The organism is Thalassotalea euphylliae (genome assembly GCF_003390375.1).
Taxonomy (GTDB): domain Bacteria; phylum Pseudomonadota; class Gammaproteobacteria; order Enterobacterales; family Alteromonadaceae; genus Thalassotalea_F; species Thalassotalea_F euphylliae_A.
Map to the genome: position 1 here is coordinate 825817 of NZ_QUOT01000001.1, position 20800 is coordinate 846616.

The 20800-nt window shown below is 43.9% G+C and carries 13 protein-coding genes; 2 read left to right on the top strand and 11 right to left on the bottom strand.

Annotated elements, in window-relative coordinates; genetic code table 11:
- Position 1: 1 nt before the first annotated feature.
- On the top strand, positions 2-1009 hold the full coding sequence (locus DXX94_RS03705; RefSeq protein ID WP_115999888.1) for an isocitrate dehydrogenase: 1008 nt from the start codon (positions 2-4) through the stop codon (positions 1007-1009).
- Positions 1010-1159: 150 nt separating this feature from the next.
- On the opposite strand, the gene rlmM is transcribed toward DXX94_RS03705, so the two are convergent.
- The 4 genes from rlmM to DXX94_RS03725 form a co-directional block, all read right to left on the bottom strand.
- On the bottom strand, positions 1160-2248 hold the full coding sequence (rlmM, locus tag DXX94_RS03710) for a 23S rRNA (cytidine(2498)-2'-O)-methyltransferase RlmM (protein ID WP_116013936.1): 1089 nt from the start codon (positions 2246-2248) through the stop codon (positions 1160-1162).
- A 10-nt stretch (positions 2249-2258) separates the two neighbouring features.
- Positions 2259-2669, bottom strand: a complete 411-nt coding sequence (locus DXX94_RS03715) for a DUF423 domain-containing protein (RefSeq protein ID WP_116013937.1) — start codon at positions 2667-2669, stop codon at positions 2259-2261.
- 62 nt (positions 2670-2731) lie between these two features.
- Entirely contained in the window at positions 2732-3508 is a 777-nt protein-coding gene (locus DXX94_RS03720; RefSeq protein ID WP_258872092.1) for an alpha/beta family hydrolase, read from the bottom strand.
- Between the two features lie 61 nt (positions 3509-3569).
- Positions 3570-4487, bottom strand: coding sequence for a transcriptional regulator GcvA (locus tag DXX94_RS03725; protein WP_115999885.1), 918 nt, complete (start codon positions 4485-4487; stop codon positions 3570-3572).
- Between the two features lie 307 nt (positions 4488-4794).
- Here DXX94_RS03725 and DXX94_RS03730 point away from each other — a divergent pair, with 307 nt between their 5' ends.
- On the top strand, positions 4795-5079 hold the full coding sequence (locus DXX94_RS03730) for a hypothetical protein (protein ID WP_116013939.1): 285 nt from the start codon (positions 4795-4797) through the stop codon (positions 5077-5079).
- 279 nt (positions 5080-5358) lie between these two features.
- Here DXX94_RS03730 and DXX94_RS03735 read toward each other — a convergent pair whose 3' ends face one another.
- The 7 genes from DXX94_RS03735 to carA form a co-directional block, all read right to left on the bottom strand.
- On the bottom strand, positions 5359-8616 hold the full coding sequence (locus DXX94_RS03735) for a WD40/YVTN/BNR-like repeat-containing protein (RefSeq protein WP_116013941.1): 3258 nt from the start codon (positions 8614-8616) through the stop codon (positions 5359-5361).
- A gap of 104 nt (positions 8617-8720) precedes the next feature.
- On the bottom strand, positions 8721-11999 hold the full coding sequence (locus DXX94_RS03740) for a VPS10 domain-containing protein (RefSeq protein WP_116013942.1): 3279 nt from the start codon (positions 11997-11999) through the stop codon (positions 8721-8723).
- Between the two features lie 345 nt (positions 12000-12344).
- Complete coding sequence (locus DXX94_RS03745; protein ID WP_147302235.1) at positions 12345-13172, bottom strand: transporter substrate-binding domain-containing protein; 828 nt, start codon at positions 13170-13172, stop codon at positions 12345-12347.
- Positions 13173-13510: 338 nt separating this feature from the next.
- Positions 13511-15175: a reprolysin-like metallopeptidase gene (locus DXX94_RS03750; RefSeq protein ID WP_181901470.1), complete on the bottom strand. Its 1665-nt coding sequence runs from the start codon at positions 15173-15175 to the stop codon at positions 13511-13513.
- Between the two features lie 496 nt (positions 15176-15671).
- Positions 15672-16148 (bottom strand): transcription elongation factor GreA, encoded by a 477-nt coding sequence (gene greA / locus DXX94_RS03755; RefSeq protein ID WP_115999879.1) that lies wholly within the window; start codon positions 16146-16148, stop codon positions 15672-15674.
- Positions 16149-16316: 168 nt separating this feature from the next.
- Positions 16317-19532: a carbamoyl-phosphate synthase large subunit gene (gene carB / locus DXX94_RS03760; protein ID WP_116013947.1), complete on the bottom strand. Its 3216-nt coding sequence runs from the start codon at positions 19530-19532 to the stop codon at positions 16317-16319.
- 14 nt (positions 19533-19546) lie between these two features.
- Positions 19547-20680 (bottom strand): glutamine-hydrolyzing carbamoyl-phosphate synthase small subunit, encoded by a 1134-nt coding sequence (carA, locus tag DXX94_RS03765; protein ID WP_116013949.1) that lies wholly within the window; start codon positions 20678-20680, stop codon positions 19547-19549.
- Between the last annotated feature and the right edge of the window lie 120 nt (positions 20681-20800).

Consider the following 20800-nt stretch of genomic DNA (forward strand, 5'->3'; position numbering starts at 1 on the left):
AATGGCTAAGCAAACTATCACAGTAATTCCTGGCGACGGTATCGGTCCTGATATTATCGACGCAACGATCAAAGTATTAGACAAAGCAGGTTGTGATTTTGAATATGAATACGCTGATGCAGGCCTAGTAGCACTAGAAAAGCACGGTGAATTAGTTCCAGAAGAAACTTTAGAGCTAATTAAAAAGAACAAAATCACGCTTAAAGGCCCATTAACTACACCAGTTGGCGAAGGCTTTACTTCAATTAACGTTACCTTACGTAAACAATTCCAGCTATACGCAAACATGCGCCCCGTAATTTCGTTCAAAGGCACTAAAGCTCGCTACGAAAACATCGACATTATTACCGTTCGAGAAAACACTCAGGGTATGTACTCTGGCTTAGGTCAAAACGTTTCTGATTGTGGTGAAACAGCAGAAGCAATGAGCCAAATCACTCGTGAAGGTGCTGAGCGCATTGTTGAATTTGCTTACGAAACTGCACGCAAAGAAGGCCGTAAAAAAGTTACTGCGGTACACAAGGCTAACATCCTTAAATCAACGTCTGGTTTATTCTTAAAAGTTGCCCGTGAAGTTGGTGAGCGTTACCCAGATATTGAATCTGCAGAAATGATCGTTGATAACTGTTGTATGCAGTTAGTAATGAACCCAGAGCAGTTCGATGTTATTGTTACTACTAACCTTTTCGGTGATATTTTATCTGACTTATGTGCAGGTTTAGTTGGTGGTTTAGGTATGGCTCCTGGTGCTAACATCGGTGACGACTGTGCAATCTTTGAAGCGGTTCACGGCAGTGCACCAGATATCGCTGGTAAAAACCTAGCGAACCCTACTTCAGTTATTCTTGCTGCAATCCAAATGCTTGAGTACTTAGAAATGGGTGACAAAGCACAAGCGATCCGTAACGCAATTACTGAAGTTATCGAATCAGGCGATCGTACAACACGCGACTTAGGCGGTTCTCACGGTACAACTGACTTCACTGACGCAGTACTAGAGCGTTTATAATTTACGCCTTTTCGCTTAGGCTTTTTGCTCTAGCTTATATATCTAGCTAAAAGCATTAAAACAAAAAACCGACTTAATAGTCGGTTTTTTTATCTCTGCCTTCAGGTCTATTAAGTAGCCTGAGACACTGTTAGCTTTAGCCCAATAAACTTAGCGCGCTAGTGGCGCCGGCGATAATAATCGGGCGTGTACGGTGATTTCTTCACGATCGTAATATAAATGCTTAGCGTACATCTCATATCTAACATCGTGCTCAGCAAATCTGTCTTTGATCATTTGCAGGTCTTTTTGCACTTGCTGATAACGCCCTTTCATTGGCAACTTAAGGTTAAACATCGCTTCTTTACAAAAGCCATGTAGTAACCAGTCAGTCATAAGGTAAGCAACGCGATGTGGCTTTTCCACCATATCACACACTAACCAATACACATTTTGCTTGGCGGGTTTAAATTTAAAACCATCAATTTGATAATGTTTAACCTGCCCTGTTTCCATTAACGATTCAGCCATTGGGCCATTATCAACCGAGGAAACCATCATTCCACGGCGTACTAGTTGGTATGTCCACCCCCCAGGCGCAGCGCCTAAATCCACCGCATTTAAGCCAGAAGTTAAGCGTGACTCCCAATCTTTTTTCGGGACAAAGTATAAAAACGCTTCATCGAGTTTTAAGGTTGAGCGACTTGGCGCTTGTGATGGGAATTTTAAGCGTGGAATACCCATCACATGCTGTGAGGTATTGGTGCCCAACGAGAAGCCTAAAATCACTTCCTTGCCAGATAAGAACAAAGCATGCAGCACAGCACCGTCATCATCACCTTGCTCGGTAAGAATTTTTTGCTTTCTAAGCGCTTGGCGCAGTGGCACCGCTAATTTACGGCAGAACTTAGTGAGCGCTTTGCCATCGTTAGTATCTGGCGTTTCCATCCGAAGATCGGCATATTGCCAGTCGCTACCTAGTGCTTCAACAATCGCCTCGACGCGATTGTAATCAGGCAGTTCAATTTTTTCCGTTAAAGTGACAAACCACTGACGGACGAAAATCAAGCGCTTTAACGGCAACTTGCTCATTAAAGTCTCGCCGTCTTCAGCGTTATGCAGATGGAAAAAAACCAAGCCTTGTTTTTTAACTATTTCTAAATAGCCGTAAATTTCGTTCCATGCCGCTTTTTCCTGAATTTCCGCACCACACTCTTTTTCAAAGCCTGGGCGGCAATATAATACAATGGAGGTTTTCATTTATTACGACCTATTTCAATTCTTCAATACGCTGGCTTGTTGCTGCCCCTGTAACACCATAAATAGCAATACACAGCCACGCCAGCGCTAAACTCACGCCACCAAAAGGCGCCATTTTGCCAAGCTCAGGCATCATTAGTAAGGTTTTAAAGTATAAACTACCACTAAAACCACACATGCCAGCCACCATTAGCCAACTACTTGCTGCTAATATTCTAGACTTAGCTTGCTGACGCCAAATCACCAGCCCTAACAGCGCTAAGGTGTGTAAAATATGGTATTGGTGAGCTGTTTCCAATCGGGTTACCACTTCTAGTGATAAATGCCCGCCAGCATGGGCGAGCCAAGCGCCGAATAATACGCAAAAACACCCACTAACGCCAATAAAAACCGCTAAAACGCGATGTTGCCAAGTAAACATTAAATGTGGTCTCCATTTTTAAGTCTTAGCCAACCGGCAAAGTCTAACTGATTGGCTTGTTCTTAACGCGAAACAACACTATCAATATATTCACTAATCGCATTAGCTGCCGATTGGATATGCTCCGCATGAGTAAAGCCTGATTTTACCCGAGGCTTTAAATCGTGATCGCCGTCTTCGAGAAAAGTGACTTGGCATTGAGCAGGTAAGCGGTAGTTTTCAATTGCTTGCTTGTCACCAAGCTTGTCGCGACTGCCCTGCACTATCAATATCGAGTTATCTTTGTGGCGCTCAGTAAGCGGCGTTAAACGGGTTTTCTCAGGTTTACCAATTGGATAAAACGGATAGCCTAAACAAAATGTGCCTGCAACTTTTCGATTTAGCTTTATATCTTCTTTTAATTCGCCAGCTAGTGTTTCGCTGGTGATGGTTGCCGCAACGCGACTACCCATAGATTTACCGCCAATAAACAAAGGAGTTTTTGCCAATTCAGTGGCATCAACGTCAGTAAAGTACTCGCTCAACTGATTGATGATATTTAGAAAACAAGGCAATAATTTTGGCATGCGATCCGGTGGGCGCTTTTTACCATCCGCCAAGCGTTTATCCATATAAGGAAAGTTAAAACGCAATACCGAAATATTATGTGCAACCAAGTGCTGACTGACCTTTGCCATAAACTCATGGCTTTTATCGGCGCCGGCACCATGGGCAAAAATCACAATGGCTTTGGGGCTTGCTGCCTGCTCAATAATAACTGATGTTTGTTCAACACCTGCTTTTTCAGGAGTAGTCACTTGAGAGGTAGTCACTTCACGGGTATGGTTTTGTTTTGACAACTTTTTCTCGCTTTTTCTTTCGCTTCTGGCCTTGCTTAAATTTGTTATTTGATTGAACAACTTATAACAGTTGTCCATCTTCAATTTGATCTTGCTCTTCTTCCACTGTTTCTAGTACCCAATCGCGAAACGCAGAAATTTTACCGACATCCGCCTGATGCTCACGACAGACAATGTAGTAGGCATTATTACTGACCAACACATCGTTAAACGGCGTAACCAAACGACCGGAGTCAATATCGGGCTTGGCTAGCACACTATGGGCTAACGCCACCCCCTGACCGTGAATTGCCGCCTGTAATACCATCGAAGAGTGACTAAATATCGGCCCATGATTCACATTCACCCCTTTTACCCCCACTTCCTTAAACCAGCGCTTCCAATCACGACGGGAAGTATCGTGCAATAAGTTGTGTTGGGCTAAATCGTTTACGGTAAATAGCGGTTTTTTACCATTGACCAGTAGCGGCGAGCAGACAGGGATCAAATACTCGGTATGAAGCTTTTCCGCAAGCACATTCGTCCAACGGCCACGACCATAATAAATCGCGACATCAACATCTTCCGTTAATGAGTTATCGGGTTGGTCAACCGCTTTAATTCGCACATCAATATCTGGATGCAAAATATTAAATGCATTTAAACGCGGCACCAGCCATTGAATGGCAAAACTCGGCTGTAAACTTACCGTGATAGCACCTTTAGCGCCGCGGGCAAGTAGCTTTTCTGTGGCGTCATGCAGAGCAGTAAAAATATCTTTTATATCGAGAAAGTACGCTTGCCCCTCTTCAGTCAACAACAAAGCACGGTTTTTACGCATAAACAGCTTAATACCAAGATGCTCTTCTAAGGATTTTATTTGATGACTGATTGCCGCCTGCGTAACAAAAAGCTCTTCTGCCGCACGGGTAAAACTTAGGTGCCTAGCAGCTGCTTCGAAGGCGCGAAGTGCGTTTAAAGGAGGTAAACGAGAGGCCAAAATGAATTCGCTTCAAAGTGAAATACTATAGCCTGAGATTATGACAAACAAATGAAAATTCAGCAATATTTTGCATTAGTTTTTCTAATGAATAACGTGAATTTATGTCAGTGTCACTTTTTGACCAAGATGCTTAGAATATACACCGTAGATGAAGGACAACATCTCTAGGCCTTATATATTAATAGATATGGCTACAATACTTTAGTTGTGTTCCCAACCCACAACTTAACGCGATAGATATTGGTCCTTTGACATCTATAAGGAATATTGACGTAACTTATGTATGTAAGATAAAGGTACCATCATGAAAACAACTCTGCTTGCACTTATCACTGGCGCGCTCGCATTTACCGCAAATGCAGAGAGTGTCTACAGTTTAACAACTGCTGAAACTGCAGTTGCAATTAACCCAGTTCAACTGCAAGTTGTGGCGCAAGATTATCTTCGCCAGAGCTTAAACAATCAAGCACCACTGACGATTAAGTTAGACAACGTGCTAGTCACACAAAAAACCGATACGCACGGTAAGCAAACGGCAAAAGTAGAAGCTGAAACTGTTGCCTTAAATCAGTTAATCGAAAGCGAATAAGTTAATTAATTAAATATAAGCTTGTTTTTCAGCCTAGATTTTAGGAGTTGGAGTCAGACCAAGTATCCCCAACCAGCTTGGTTTGGCTCTGAGCCTGATTAACTAGCAAACACTTGTTTAATATATACAAAAGGCGCTAAGCATATGCTTAGCGCCTTTTTTAATAATCCTGTCTCATTCTTCAAATGCATATAACCATTTAAAGAACTGAGTATTGCCATAGAAAACTAAATGGCTTAACTCAATAAGCCATTTAGTACATTAAGGTTACCTCAACGCCTATTGACCATCCGCTGGCATAGTGCCCGGTAACCAGTTACCGCCCGCTTTGGCAATTGCTTCTTCTGTGAGTTTTACAGATTCAGCCAACTGGACAATACGTTGGTAGATATCAGCATAGCCTTCGCTTGCACGCTTAAAGCGCAGCTTTTGCTGGCCACTAACAGGGCTAGTGCTTTCGCTACGAGACCACAGTAAGTAACCAATATAGCCATTCACTGACGTTGGCGTTGGCTCAGCACGTCTTGCCACAACTGAGTCACCGTTTAGATCGAGTTTGATCTCTTGCAAGTCACGCAGCATTTGGTGAGCAAGAGCAAGCGTTGCTTGGTCAAGCGCTAGTGTTTCAGTAGTTGCAACCTTGATGTGCTTGATACGTGATTCCAGCTCACCTAGGTATTTACGCGCGCCAGCAATCGCATTGCTTAAACGACCTGCTTTCATGTCAAAGGCTAAATCTGCTTTGCGATCTGTACTTGGGAAAGTACGGTTGTCGATAGAAACCACTTCAAAGCTTTGCTCTTGATCGTACGGCGTTTCAACACCTTTCACGAGTTTAGATAGCGAAACCGTGTATTTACCCGGCACCACTAACCAGCCGGCATCTTGGTCGCCACTGGCATCAATTGGCTCAAAGCCTGGGTAGCGTAGATCCCAATGAATGCGGTTAAAGCCTTTTTTCGCAGGTACTTTGATGCGACGAACAATATTGCCTTCATAATCGCGTACTGTTAGCAATAGGCTTGGCTTTTGCTCAAAGTCTTCTTCTTTGAGTGCGTCCCAGCTTGGGTAGTAAACTGGCTTTTCATCTTTACGCAGCTCGGCTTCTTTTGCTTGTCGTTGTGCCTTTAACGATTTGAACTCTTCGTTAATGTAGAAACTAAAAGCTGCACCGTATTCTGGGTTTTCCGCAAAGTAGAAATCAGCACCGCGCATTGCTTTGCCTGGTAAGCCTAACGGACTGTGCTCGATAAATTGGAAAGCACGGCGCACAGGGAATAACGTTGCATCTTGCTTTTTCACGGCTTTGGCATCTTCACGCAGTGGTGAATAGTCATCTAAGATGTAAAAACCGCGACCAAAAGTCGCTAACGCTAAATCGCTTTCACGGCGCTGAATTTCAATATCGCGTACGGCAATGGTAGGCATACCAGATTTTAACTGTACCCAGTTTTTACCGCCATTTTGCGTAAAGAAGACACCAAATTCAGTACCAACGAAAAGTAAGTCTTTATTTTGGTGATCTTGGGCAATGGTGTAAGTTGAACCACGTACAGGTAAATCACCTGTGATGTTTTTCCAGCTTTTACCATTGTTGTCGCTGCGGTAAACGTATGGTTTAAAATCGCCACGCTTATGGTTATCAAACACCGCGAATACGGTATTTTTGTCAAAAACTGACGCTTCCATATCGGCAACATAAGAGTTGTCTGGCACTTTTGAAGGCCAGTCTAATTTTGTCCACGCTTGGCCACCGTCTTTGGTGACATGCATCACGCCATCATCACTACCTGTATATAGCAAGCCTTCTTGCAATGGTGATTCTGTTAACGCGATAAGCGAGCCGTAGAAAGACGTTGAGGTATTTTTCGCTACCGTATCTACACCCCAAACTGTGTCCATCACTTCTAACTTATTGCGGTCAATATTACGTGATAAATCACCACTGATCGCACGCCAGTCATCACCGCGATTATCTGATTGGAACAAGGTTTGTGAGCCGTAATAAATACGTTCATTATTATGCGGGCTAATCAGCAGCGGCGAGTTCCAGTTAAAACGCTGGGCGACAGAGGGATCTGGTGTAACCGGTTGCATTTGCACACGCTCACCAGATTGCTTGTCATAGCGGGCTAAACCGCCGTACTGGTATTGCGAGTAGATAATATTTGAATTTTTCGGGTCGATAACCGTTTTAAAGCCATCACCAAATTGGGTAAATAACCAGTCGCTGTTTTGAATACCCGACTCTGTTGTGGTGCGATGCGGCGCGCCTAGTGAGGCGTTATCCTGCGTACCACCAAAGACGTTGTAGAATGGGTAGTCGTTATCCACCGTCACTTTGTAGAACTGAGTTAACGGCATATTGTCTTTAAACGTCCAGTTCTTGGCGCGATCCCAAGATTCATAGACACCACCGTCACTACCAATGATCAAGTGATTCGTGTTGTTCGGGTCAATCCATAGCGCGTGGTTATCAACGTGCTTGTGTGCTTCGCCTGCGCGAGTGAAGTTTTTACCACCGTCTTCAGAAACCATTAAGTAGGTATCAAGCGAGTAAACACGGTGTGGATTTTTAGGGTCAACAACAATTTCTTGGTAGTACTGCGGGCTACCCGACACATAGCTGCTTTGCTTATGCCAGCTAGCACCAGCGTCGGTTGAGCGATAAAAGCCTGATTTGCCATCTGCCGCTTCAACAATGGCGTAGATAATATTGCCATCGGTTGGCACTACATCAATACCGATGCGGCCTTTATCAACGCTTGGTAAGCCCTTTTCAATCTTGTTCCAGGTTTTACCGGCATCGGTTGATTTATAGATGCTTGATTCTGGGCCACCGTTGATCAGCGTCCAGACATGGCGACGACGCTGGTAAGACGTTGCGTAAATCACATCTGGGTTTTGTGGGTCAAAGGCGATATCACTCACCCCTGTGTGCTCGCTAATTTCTAGCACGTTTTCCCATGTTTTACCGCCATCAGTGGTTTTAAATAAACCGCGATCGCCGCCCTTGCTCCACAATGGGCCTTGCGAGGCAACGTAGACCACATCAGAGTTTCTTGGGTCAATTAGGATCTCACCGATGTGCTCTGAATTTTTCAGACCAACGTTTTCCCAACTTTGACCGCCATCAACCGATTTATATACACCATCACCATAGGCAACAGAGCGCTGCGAGTTGTTTTCACCTGTACCCGCCCAAATCACATTTTTATTGTTTGGGTCCATGGTGACATCACCATACGAGTAACTTGGCATGCTGTCAGCGACTGCTTGCCAAGTAACGCCAGCATTGTCAGTTTTCCACATACCGCCTGAGGCAGTGGCAACAAAGTACTCTGCTGGGTTTTCTGGATTAAAGGCAAAGTCACTGACACGACCACCAGTGACGGCTGGCCCCATGTTTCTTAATTTAATACTGCTATAAATGCTAGCATCCGCTTTTTTATCGCCTTTCGCCGCGAATGCGTCGCTCGATGCGCCCGATAAGCCAAGTGCAATCGATGCAGCAAGTAAAGAAGGTAGTAATCTCATTTCACTTCCTTAATTATTATAAGTTCTGTTGGTTTTACTAAAGAGAAAAAGCCCAAAACGATATTGGGCTTTTGATTTTTTTATTTTAGCTAGTTCGCTAATAACTAGTTAAGCGCGATTGGTTGAGTGGTTGATAACAAGCCCAAACCAGACGCTTGGTAAGCCTGTTTAAACTCAGTGAGGTCTTGCTGAATAAACTCATTCACTTTACCTACGCCTTTATCTAACTCAATTTTCGCTTTTTCAAGGTAGATTTCAGCGGTTGGTGAAGGCTTACCGTAGCGACCACCTGCATAACCCCAAGCCATAAAGACATGTGATGTTACTTTATAAGTTTCATCAACAATGCCTGTGGTTTTGGGAATAGAACGCAGGTTTTTATCTAACTCGCCAATTTTCTTGATCAGCTCATCGGCAGACTTAGCTAACTTGCTCGCAGGTAACTCGTCTTTGTTTTCAGCTTTGTTCTCAGCCTCGGTACTACCAAAATCTTCAAGTGCCTTATCCGCCATCGCTTTGATCACTTCAATATCTTTTTTACTGTCGTGCAAAGCATGAACTGCTTTAGTCAGCGTGCCGTACATAGCAACGGCTTGATGCTCAAGTGCGTAGCGCGCTTTCATATCCGCCATGGTGACATCGGTAAATCGAGGGTCTTTTAACACCTTAGCTGTGGTTTCAAACTCGTTATCGTTAAGTTTTACATGAATGGTGTAAGTACCCGGTACCACTTCAGGGCCAGCTGGTTTAATGTCTTTGTCTTCTTTTGGCTCTTGACCCGGCATACGGCCTTGACCGTCCGACTCCAAGCCCCAAACAATGCGGTTAACCCCTTGTTTTAGCTTAGTGACGAAAGTACGAACGACTTCACCGTTAGCATCTTTAACTGTGACGCGAGCCTTTTCTGAAAGCGGCTTTTCATCCTTCTTGTCGCTATCTTTGCTAGCGGCTTTTTTCGCTTTCGCTAACTGACGTGCTTTTTCTTTGTCTTCATCTGGGTGAACTAAGTGATCACCCGATGCCATGACATTAATGGTGACACCGTAAACTTCGTTATCGCCCACATAAGCAGCATCACCCCAGAAACGGGTTGAAGGTGCGCGGCTAGATACGTATTGCTGACCATCGCCAACACTCAATAGTTTTAATGAAGCGTTAAACGATTTTTCATTTAAACCACGCAGCGGGCTGTAATCGTCAATTACAATGACAGAGCGACCGTGCGTACCTAATACTAAGTCATTTTCACGTTGCTGAATGGCCATATCCATTACAGACACGGTTGGTACGTTTTGATCGTACTTGAACCAAGAGTCACCACCATCAGTTGAGGCGTATAAACCAAGCTCTGTACCTAAGAATAATAGGTCTTCGTCAACATGATCTTGTACAACCGATAAGGCATAACCACGAATGTTTTTAGCGGTTAAGTTGGTAAACTTGCTACCGTACTTAGACGCTTTGAACACATAAGGCTTCATATCACCACGTCGGTGGTTATCAAACACGATAAAGGCTTCTTCTGGATTGTGCAGCGATGGTTGAATATGCGGAACAAATGCATTTTTTGGTGCTTTGCGCGCTTTTTTCTCTACGCTCTTCCAGGTGTCACCGCCATCTTGCGTGACATGAATACGGCCATCATCCGTTGCGACCCAAATCACCCCTTGTTTAATTGGGCTTGGTGCAATAGTAATAATCGCAGTATGGTTTTCCGCCGCGGTGACATCTGGCGTTAAACCACCTGATTCTTTATAACGCTGCCAATCTGGGTTGTTAGTCGATAAATCTTTTGAGATCACCTGCCACGTTTCGCCGCGATCTGTTGATTTGTGGACGAACTGGCTACCGTAGTAGATAGTGTTGGCATCAAATGGGTCTTGCGCTAAGCCAGCATTCCAGTTGAAGCGCAATTCTGTTTCGTAATCCGGTGCTGCTGGGCGAATAAGCTTTTGTTCGCCAGTGACTAAATCGTAACGGTTTAGGTAGCCACCTTGCGATTGCACATAACCTTTAGTGACATCATCTGGGAATGGCATGGTATCGAAACCATCACCAAAGCCGACTTCTTGCCAATGCACATTGCGAATACCTGCGGTATGGAACACTTCCGCAGGGCCGCGCCAAGAGCCGTTATCTTGCAAGCCGCCGTAAACATTATAAGGCACAGCATCATCAACACGGATATGGTAGAACTGAGATACCGCTAGGTTTTGCACAAAGCGCCAGCTATCGCCTTTATCTTGGGTGATCGCAATACCGCCGTCATTACCTAAAATTAGGTGCTCAGGGTTTTTCGGGTTGATCCACAAGCTGTGGTTATCAATATGAATAGTGTTACCTGTTGCACAACAATCAACTTTATCGATTTTGCTAAAGGTTTTACCGCCATCAATTGAGCGGCGAATAAAAGTCGCGATATTGTAGATAATATCTGGGTTAGTTGGGTCTACTTCAATTTCTGAGTAATAGAACGGGCGATCGGCAACATTGTATTCGCTGTTTACTGTCTTCCAACTATCGCCACCATCGTCACTACGTAGTAACGCACTTTTCTCCGCTTCAACTAGCGCATAAACCGTGCTTGGCTGACTTTCAGCGATATCAAACGTAATACGGCCTAGTTCACCTTTTGGCAGGCCATCGGCAGACGTGCGTTGTTGCCAAGTTTCACCGCCATCAATTGATACATACATGCCAGAGCCCGGACCACCTGATTCAAACTTATCAGGCCAACGTTGAAACTGCCACATTGACGCGTATAGCTTGTTTGGATTGCTAGGATCCATTTTAATATCAGACGCACCCGTGACGTTATCTACATACAGGATTTTTTGCCACGTTTTACCACCATCAGTGGTTTTATAGATACCTCTGTCTTCATTTTTTGACCACAGCGTGCCAAGTGCAGCAGCATAAGCGATATCAGGGTTGGTTGGATGCAGCGCGATGCGGTTAATGCGCTCAGTGGTTTTTAAGCCCATGTTTTGCCATGTCTTACCACCGTCCATTGACTTGTAAATACCGCCGCCAATCGACGTTGAGTTACGGACATTACCCTCACCCGTACCTAACCAAACAATATCAGGGATGGCCGGGTGCACTGCTAGCGCTCCCGTTGACGCCCACTCTTCGTCATCAAAAATCGGCTGCCAGTTAAGGCCAGCATTTTCTGATTTCCATACGCCACCCGACGCTGCACTGGCATAAATAATATTTGGATTAGAAGGCACGGCTTCAATATCTGAAATACGACCACTGGTTGCTGCTGGGCCGATATGGCGTGCTTTAATACCTGATAATAAATCGGTGTCGATGGCTGCATAACTGCTTGAGGCAAATAGCGCCGCCGAGACAAATAGTGAGGTTAAGGATTTTTTCATTAGAATTTATAACCTTAAAGTAATGAGTGAGTTAACTAAACGAATATAAAGCAGCCACGTAAAGGTCGCTACTTCAAAAAGTAATTTTTGTTTTTGTATTAATGCGTTATCTGTTTTGCTTTCTTTACTTGGTTAACGGTTAAGCTAGCATTGCACGAACAACACGCCAACAACGCGCAATCACTTGATTCAACAACTGAAAATCACTTTACTAGCGATTCTTGCGCCAAGTAATTCATTGCAAACACAAAATTATCAACCTTTGAATATAGCTAATAAACATGATGAATGTATTCAATACACGATAAATATTGCGGTTTAAGCGATGAATTGCAAAATCTATCGTTATTGGAACTGACGGCAACTGGTTTGATATTGCTTGGAGTTTATTACTTGCGCAGTTTGCGCGGTAAGTAGTTGGTTTTTGAGTGTGTATATTCGTCGGTTATTAATATTAGCTTTAGCGAGCACACTCTTACTGTAAGGGTTTTGATTAAAAAATTGTTCAAAGCTGCCGTCGGCCATCATTTTGTTTAGCCCGTACTCAATGCGCTCAGCGAGTCGCTTATCTTCTTTACTAACAAAAAAGAAAAATGGTGCCGGATAGTAAAGCAGCGATGATTGCTCGACGATTAACTCTGGAAATCGCGCGGCTTCGCTATATGCTTCGTGTAAAGCACGAGGAAAATAGTCAAATCGCTGCTTGGTGAGCATCGAAAACAAGCTATTGTGTTGTTTCGCAGTAATAACATTAAAGTTATTTGCTTTTAAAATACTGGTATCTGGCCAGTCTGCTCCTTGACCAGCAAGCAGATTTTGTAGATCAGACACCTGTGTTATTTGACTAAATCGCTCTTGCTCTCCTTGTCTGATCAAGAAAATACGACAGCCACCTAAGCCTTTGAACAATGGAACACGAATCGGCAGCAACTCACGCTCACGAGCTTTTGAAGTCATGGTCCAAGCGACATTGACAATATGACGGTGCTTGATGAGCTCGATCATATTGGTTTGCGTTTTACCTGCATCAACGCCATTGAGTTGATATGGTCCGAATCGCGGTGATGATTTGTTCAACGCAAGTGCTAGTAGCTCTCGATAATACTTATCATAGGGTAAATTGTCTCGACCATGGGACGAGTAATTAACAACATCTAACGCGACTGCTGGCAATGTTATCAATGCCAAAATCAAAAAACTATAGATTTCATCGTCATCGTTGACAGCTACAGCCTAATATCCATTTGTGTAAACCACTCATGTCATTCTCACAATTATGCGCCGCTTATTAGGTTAGCGACTTTCTCAAGGACTTCTCAAGGACTTCTCTTAACTTTGAATGAACATAGACCTGACAAGTTAACTATCGCTTGCAAAAGTCAGCCTTTATCTAAAACTATTTATAATTCAGCGTAATATGCACAGCAGAGTTATACAATTTTTATTCAGGCTTTTATCCTTTGGCGCTTTCGCCGTTTTGGAGTGAATAGTTCCCTAGACTACTTTTGTAATTAACTTTCCCTGCGATTTTGAGTCAATTCTCGAGCGGCAAACGCCAGCGCTGCCAATAGCGCCAACCAAAAGTTCACGCCACCACCTGATGACTTTTCAGGTTCAATCACTAAAGGTGACAATTGAATAGCAAGCTGATCAAAAACTTGGCTACCATCAATTGCTTCTAATTGAATCATGACAGTTTCAGCGATATCTATATTTCCTGCTGTGATAGTTACATTTTCACTGGCATTTGCGCTGGTAAATTCCATTATTTCAGGCGTTATCGTCAAATGCTCAGAATCAAAGACTAACGCCAATAAAACGGGAATATCAAAATCAGCAGCACGATTCACTGTTAATGCTATCGACTGATTGCTTTCTAGTTCAACACTTTCAAGAGAAAAAGACAGGCTCTCTTGGCCAGCGGCGTCATTAATCTCTACCGTCAGCTCGTTAGCGCTACCGTTGACATAATCCCCGTAACGGGCACCAATTTGCAATAATTCGGTCGGCTCTTGTTCATTATCGCCCAACGTTGTTACTGAGATGGACTGAGTTGACTGACCTGCTGAGAAAGTTACCCGCTGTGTTGCATTGATAAAGTCAACATCAGCAAGTGCTCCATTGAAGCGAATATCGCCATCGCTGCCTGCATCTCCGTAGGTATATAGCTCGATGCTAACTTCACGATCTAAGGTAATAGCATTATCATCGCCATCTACCAAAGTGAGTGTCACAATAACCGACTCGCCTTCGGCAATGCTTAATTTATCGATGCTCACTGCAACAGATGCTATTTTTTCGCTAGCCGCCTGCTTGTTGCCTAAGTGGTTAGGTAACGCCACCAACTCATTTAGGACGCTAATGAAGTCGGCCTCACCTAGTTTGCCGCAAGCTTCGCCATTAACTGAGATATCAGGGCTAGAATAAATGTTATGACGAGTATTCCAGTTATTTGAGGTACTCATAATCGTGCCTTCACCAGCACAGTTATAGCCTCGTGCGTCTGTTCTTACTGGAGTATCAGAGCTGTTGGCAATATCGTGATCGGCACCATCATTATGCCCCCATTCGTGAGCACCTAAAGTAGCACTGGTGCAAAACCCACCAACTTCCATAATGGCATAAGGGTTGTCGTAATACGCCCAGCCACAGAAATTATTGTCGGTTTGTGGGCGTAAAATGGTCAAATAATCTAACCCAAATCGCTCGCGAATATTTGATAACGCTGAGAATGCTTGGTCTGAATAGACATTCGCGAGAAACAAATTGATCGCGGTATCTGGCTCATTGGCCATAGGAAACGGTCCCACGTAAGAAACTTGTCTGCGAATCGCCAAGCCGCTATTAATCATTACTTGATTCGCCGCGCTAATTTGCTCGTCAATATAACGGTCTATTTCCGCCCGTCCAATTTGAGCGAGCAGATCTTCCGTGTAGAAAAAACCAATTTCAATAACATGCTGATTAGATTCACTAGTCGCCTTTTCACCAAACTCACTAATAGCATTGATGTTCGATTGTTTTGATAACTGGCTAGTGTTATGCAAGCGCTCTAGCATGTATACAGGTGCTAGAGCCATAGAGCTATTTGTATGCTCGTAATCAGCAGGCGTTTCTCCTGATTTTTTCGCGGAAAAAGGAATTGGCGTACTTGCTATGGCGTTAAAGTGACACATGGCAAATAGCAACAACATACTACGTGAAATATGTCGACGCTTATTGCTTAGAAAGCTAAGAACTACAGGGCAAGAATAAAGCTTTAGAGTAATTGAAGGTAGGTTGAACAGCATGGTGGTTTACAACTTTTGTGACTAATATAACTTTCGTTTTTAGGTAGTATTGGCTTTTGATTGGACCTGATATTAGACCAATATCGCCAATAGCTTGGGAATTGTTATCGTATCAAAACTTGGTGACTAATTAGTGACGGCAAACCAATTTACCTACATTAGTCATGCTGAACAAGCGAGTAAAATGTGCGCTAATATTTACAACTGTTCAACACCACTTACGACGAGAATAAAATCAAAAGGCGCTGGTATAAAAAACCGAGCTAAATACTCGGCTTTTTCAAATATCATCTTACTTTCTATGTAAAATTTGCTTAGTAAAATCAGCTCAAAAGAGTCTGCTATACAGAATCTGTTAAGTAAGTCGCAACTTAAGTTCGATTTACTTGTGATCTACAGAAATAATTTCGTATTCCACTAAACCCGCTGGAGTTTTGATTTCCACTTCAGAATCAACGGTTTTACCAATTAACCCACGGGCAATCGGTGAATTGACTGAGATACGGTTATTTTTAATATCCGCTTCGTCATCGCCAACGATTTGGTATGTCACTTCTTCATCAGTATCAATGTTTAATAAACCGACTGTGACACCAAAAATCACTTTACCTGTGTTAGGAATTTTAGTGACGTCAATGATTTGTGCATTACCCAGCTTGCCTTCAATTTCTTGAATACGGCCTTCACAGAAGCCTTGCTGCTCACGTGCGGCATGATATTCAGCATTTTCTTTTAAATCGCCGTGCTCACGCGCTTCGGCGATCGCTTCAATAATTTCTGGGCGCTTTACTTGCTTTAAATGGGTCAGCTCTTCGCGCAATGCTTCTGCGCCTGCTGCCGTCATTGGAATTTGATTCATTCGAGGTGTATGTTCCTAAAATAGATAAAGGTGGCTACTAACCACCTTTATAAAATAATCGTATGCGAATAAGCATAACAAAACTGTCATGATTCGACAAAACTATCTTTCTCAGCCAAGGCTTTAGCCTAGTTTGTCGAATCTTACGTTATGCCGCTAAATTAACGACTAACAGCGAGCGTGTAACTCTTGAATAGAAGTTACTTTATCGCGGTCATCAGCAGCGTGCGCCTGACATGCTGCAAAAGCCGCATTCAAGGTTGTGGTATAAGCCACTTTATAGCGCAACGCACCGCCACGTAACACTTTGGAGTCTTCAATCGCCTTACGACCTTCAGTAGTGTTGATAATGTAGCTGTACTCACCATTTTTGATTCTATCAAGAATATGTGGGCGACCTTCGTGTACTTTATTCACTAAGCGACATGGTACGCCTGCTTCACCTAACATTACCGCAGTACCGTGAGTGGCGTCTAGCTCATAACCTAGTTCAACCAACTGCTTACCAAGCTCAACTACGCGCTCTTTATCAGAGTTACGTACAGATACTAACGCACGACCAGATTTTGGTACCACTACATTCGCGCCTAAGTTCGCTTTGGCATACGCTTCTTCAAACGTTTCACCAACACCCATAACTTCACCAGTTGAGCGCATTTCTGGACCAACTAGAGGGTCAGAGCCGTGGAACTTGTTAAACGGAATGACCACTTCTTTTACTGAAAAGAACGGTGGAATAGTTTCTTTAGTAATACCTTGCTCAGTCAATGACTTACCAGCCATTACACGTGCCGCCACTTTCGCTAGCGGTACTGATGTTGCTTTTGAAACAAATGGTACAGTACGAGCAGCACGAGGGTTTACTTCAATTAAGTAGACCTTGCCCTCTTTTACCGCCATTTGGGTATTCATTAGGCCAACAACGCCTAGTTCAAACGCAAGTTTAGTCACTTGCTCACGCATCACGTCCTGCACTTCTTGGCTTAGGCTATAAGCAGGCAATGAACAGGCTGAGTCACCTGAGTGAACACCCGCTTGTTCAATGTGCTGCATAATGCCGCCAATCACTACGTTTTCACCGTCACAAATAGCATCAATGTCTACTTCAACAGCATCGTCAAGGAAGTGGTCAAGCAATACTGGCGAGTCGTTTGACACACTTACTGCTTCGTTCATATAACGGCGTAAGTCGTCTTCATCGTAAACGATTTCCATCGCGCGACCACCCAATACGTAAGATGGACGAACAACCAATGGGAAGCCGATAGTTTTGGCTTCTGATACCGCTTCTTCTAATGAAGTTACTGTTGCGTTTTCTGGTTGCAATAACCCTAAACGCTCAACTGCTTGTTGGAAACGCTCACGGTCTTCCGCACGGTCAATCGCATCAGGTGAAGTACCGATAATTGGTACGCCAGCCGCTTCTAATGCACGAGCAAGTTTCAGTGGTGTTTGACCACCGTATTGCACGATTACGCCTTTTGGTTTTTCAACATTAACGATTTCTAACACGTCTTCAAAAGTGATCGGCTCGAAGTACAAGCGATCAGAGGTGTCGTAGTCAGTTGAAACTGTTTCAGGGTTACAGTTCACCATAATGGTTTCGTAACCGTCTTCGCGCATTGCAAGCGCCGCGTGTACACAACAGTAATCGAATTCGATACCTTGACCGATACGGTTAGGACCGCCGCCAATGATCATGATTTTTTCTTTGTCAGAAGGTGCCGATTCGCACTCTTCATCATAAGTTGAGTACATGTAAGCGGTGTCAGACTTAAATTCAGCCGCACAGGTATCAACGCGCTTATAAACAGGGCGAATATCAGCCGCATGACGTTTCTTGCGAATTTCTGATTCGTTAACACCAATTACATCAGCTAAGCGTTTATCAGAGAAACCTTTGCGCTTTAAGCGTTTCAATGACGCAGCATTTAAGCCCGCCATACCGCTTTCGGCTAATGCTTTTTCCTCTAACACGATGTCTTCAATTTGTACGAGGAACCAACGGTCAATCTTAGTCGCATTGAATACTTCATCAACTGACATGCCTAAACGGAAGGCATCAGCCACATACCAAATGCGATCAGCGCCCGCTTCTTGCAACTCGTGCATAATTTCAGAGCGTGCGTCTTTGTCGTTAATATCAACTTTTGGATCAAAACCGCTAGCGCCAACTTCTAAGCCACGTAGTGCTTTTTGCATCGACTCTTGTTGGTTACGACCAATTGCCATCACCTCACCTACCGACTTCATTTGCGTCGTTAAGCGATCTTCAGAGCCGGCAAATTTTTCGAAGTTAAAGCGTGGGATTTTCGTTACCACGTAATCAATCGTCGGTTCGAACGATGCTGGTGTTGCGCCGCCTGTGATGTCGTTTTGCAACTCATCAAGGGTAAAGCCAACCGCTAGTTTCGCAGCCACTTTCGCAATTGGGAAACCCGTCGCTTTTGATGCTAATGCAGATGAGCGCGATACACGCGGGTTCATCTCGATAATCACAACACGACCATCTTGCGGGTTAACACCAAACTGTACGTTTGAACCACCAGTTTCAACACCAATTTCACGCAATACCGCAAGTGATGCGTTACGCATGATTTGGTATTCTTTATCAGTTAGGGTTTGCGCTGGTGCCACTGTGATTGAGTCACCGGTGTGAATGCCCATCGGGTCAAAGTTTTCAATCGAACAAATAATGATACAGTTGTCGTTCTTATCGCGAACCACTTCCATTTCATACTCTTTCCAACCAATTAATGATTCATCGATCAGTAACTCGTTGGTTGGTGATAAATCTAAACCACGAGTACAAATTGTTTCGAATTCTTCTTGGTTATACGCGATACCGCCACCGGTACCACCCATGGTGAAAGAAGGGCGAATAATACATGGGAAACCGATGCGCTTAGCAGTTTCTTTCGCTTCTTCCATCGAGTGCACAATTTCAGCACGTGGACATTCCAAACCAATGTTTTTCATCGCTTGGTCAAAGCGTTCACGGTTTTCCGCTTTGTCGATAGCATCAGCAGTTGCACCGATCATCTCAACATCAAACTCAGTAAGTACACCGTTTGATTCAAGCTCTAGTGCACAGTTAAGTGCTGTTTGACCACCCATGGTAGGTAAAATCGCGTCTGGACGTTCTTTTTCAATGATTTTTCGCACAACTTCCCAGTGAATAGGCTCAATATAAGTTGCGTCAGCCATTTCTGGGTCGGTCATAATGGTGGCTGGATTAGAGTTCACCAGAATAACGCGGTAACCCTCTTCGCGCAGGGCTTTACAGGCTTGTGCGCCTGAATAGTCAAACTCACACGCTTGACCGATAACAATTGGACCAGCACCTAAGATTAGAATACTTTTTATGTCAGTACGTTTTGGCATAGTCTTGTTCTCTCTTAACCTTGCTTGGATGCTTGAATTAGTTCAATAAAGTGGTCAAACAACGGTGCTGCGTCATGTGGACCTGGGCTTGCTTCTGGGTGACCTTGGAAGCTAAAGGCTGGCTTGTCAGTGCGGTGAATCCCTTGAATTGTGCCATCAAACAGTGATTTGTGGGTGACACGCAGGTTGTCTGACATATTGTCTTCGTCAACTGCGAAACCGTGGTTTTGCGCGGTGATCATCACCACATCGCGGTCAATATCTTTCACTGGGTGGTTACCACCGTGGTGACCGAACTTCATTTTAATCGTCTTAGCACCACTCGCTAAACCAAGCAGTTGATGACCTAAACAAATACCGAACACTGGAATATCAGTTTCAAGGAAAGATTTAATCGCTGCAATTGCGTAATCACATGGCTCTGGATCGCCTGGGCCATTCGATAAGAAGATGCCATCTGGATTCATTGCTAGTACATCAGCCGCTGGAGTTTGCGCTGGCACAACCGTAAGCTTACAGCCACGATCCACTAACATACGTAAAATATTGCGTTTGGCACCAAAATCGTAAGCAACGACGTGAAAGTCGAAGTTTTCCGGCGTAACGTGGCCTTTGCCTAGCTGCCAGCTACCTTCCGTCCACTGGTATTGCTCTTTGGTCGATACGACTTTTGCTAAGTCCATGCCTTTTAAGCCTGGGAAGCCTTTTGCTTCGGCTAGTGCCTTAGCCTCATCTAGGCTATCACCCGCTAAGATACAGCCGTTTTGAGCACCTTTTTCACGTAGAATACGTGTTAGTTTACGCGTGTCGATATCAGCAATACCTAAAATATTGTTGCGCGCTAGGTAATCGCTCAAGCTTTCTTCGTTTCTAAAATTACTGGCCAGTAAAGGTAAGTCGCGGATCACTAAGCCTTTAGCCCAAATGGTGCCAGACTCTTCGTCTTCTGAGTTTGTACCAGTGTTGCCAATGTGAGGATAAGTGAGGGTAACAATTTGTTCTGCGTAGGAAGGATCAGTCAGGATTTCTTGGTAACCGGTCATGGAAGTGTTAAACACCACTTCACCAACCGCCATTCCTTCTGCACCAATAGCGGTGCCGTTAAATATAGTGCCGTCTTCTAGCACCAAAATGGCAGATTTAGTCAATTTAGCCTCCGAAAAGAAGAAAGTAAACTTAATCGCTTTTAACGTTTTTTTGCGTATTTCTCGTTAAAAGCACTAAGCGCGAAAATTGTTCAATAATCCGTCTTTTGGCTTGCGAATCGC

Coding starts and splice junctions, on each gene's coding strand:
- carB (WP_116013947.1), bottom strand. CDS start 19,532: ATGCCAAAACGTACTGACATAAAAAGTATTCTAATCTTAGGTGCTGGT.
- DXX94_RS03705 (WP_115999888.1), top strand. CDS start 2: ATGGCTAAGCAAACTATCACAGTAATTCCTGGCGACGGTATCGGTCCT.
- DXX94_RS03730 (WP_116013939.1), top strand. CDS start 4,795: ATGAAAACAACTCTGCTTGCACTTATCACTGGCGCGCTCGCATTTACC.
- DXX94_RS03740 (WP_116013942.1), bottom strand. CDS start 11,999: ATGAAAAAATCCTTAACCTCACTATTTGTCTCGGCGGCGCTATTTGCC.
- DXX94_RS03715 (WP_116013937.1), bottom strand. CDS start 2,669: ATGTTTACTTGGCAACATCGCGTTTTAGCGGTTTTTATTGGCGTTAGT.
- DXX94_RS03750 (WP_181901470.1), bottom strand. CDS start 15,175: ATGTGTCACTTTAACGCCATAGCAAGTACGCCAATTCCTTTTTCCGCG.
- DXX94_RS03735 (WP_116013941.1), bottom strand. CDS start 8,616: ATGAGATTACTACCTTCTTTACTTGCTGCATCGATTGCACTTGGCTTA.
- rlmM (WP_116013936.1), bottom strand. CDS start 2,248: ATGAAAACCTCCATTGTATTATATTGCCGCCCAGGCTTTGAAAAAGAG.
- greA (WP_115999879.1), bottom strand. CDS start 16,148: ATGAATCAAATTCCAATGACGGCAGCAGGCGCAGAAGCATTGCGCGAA.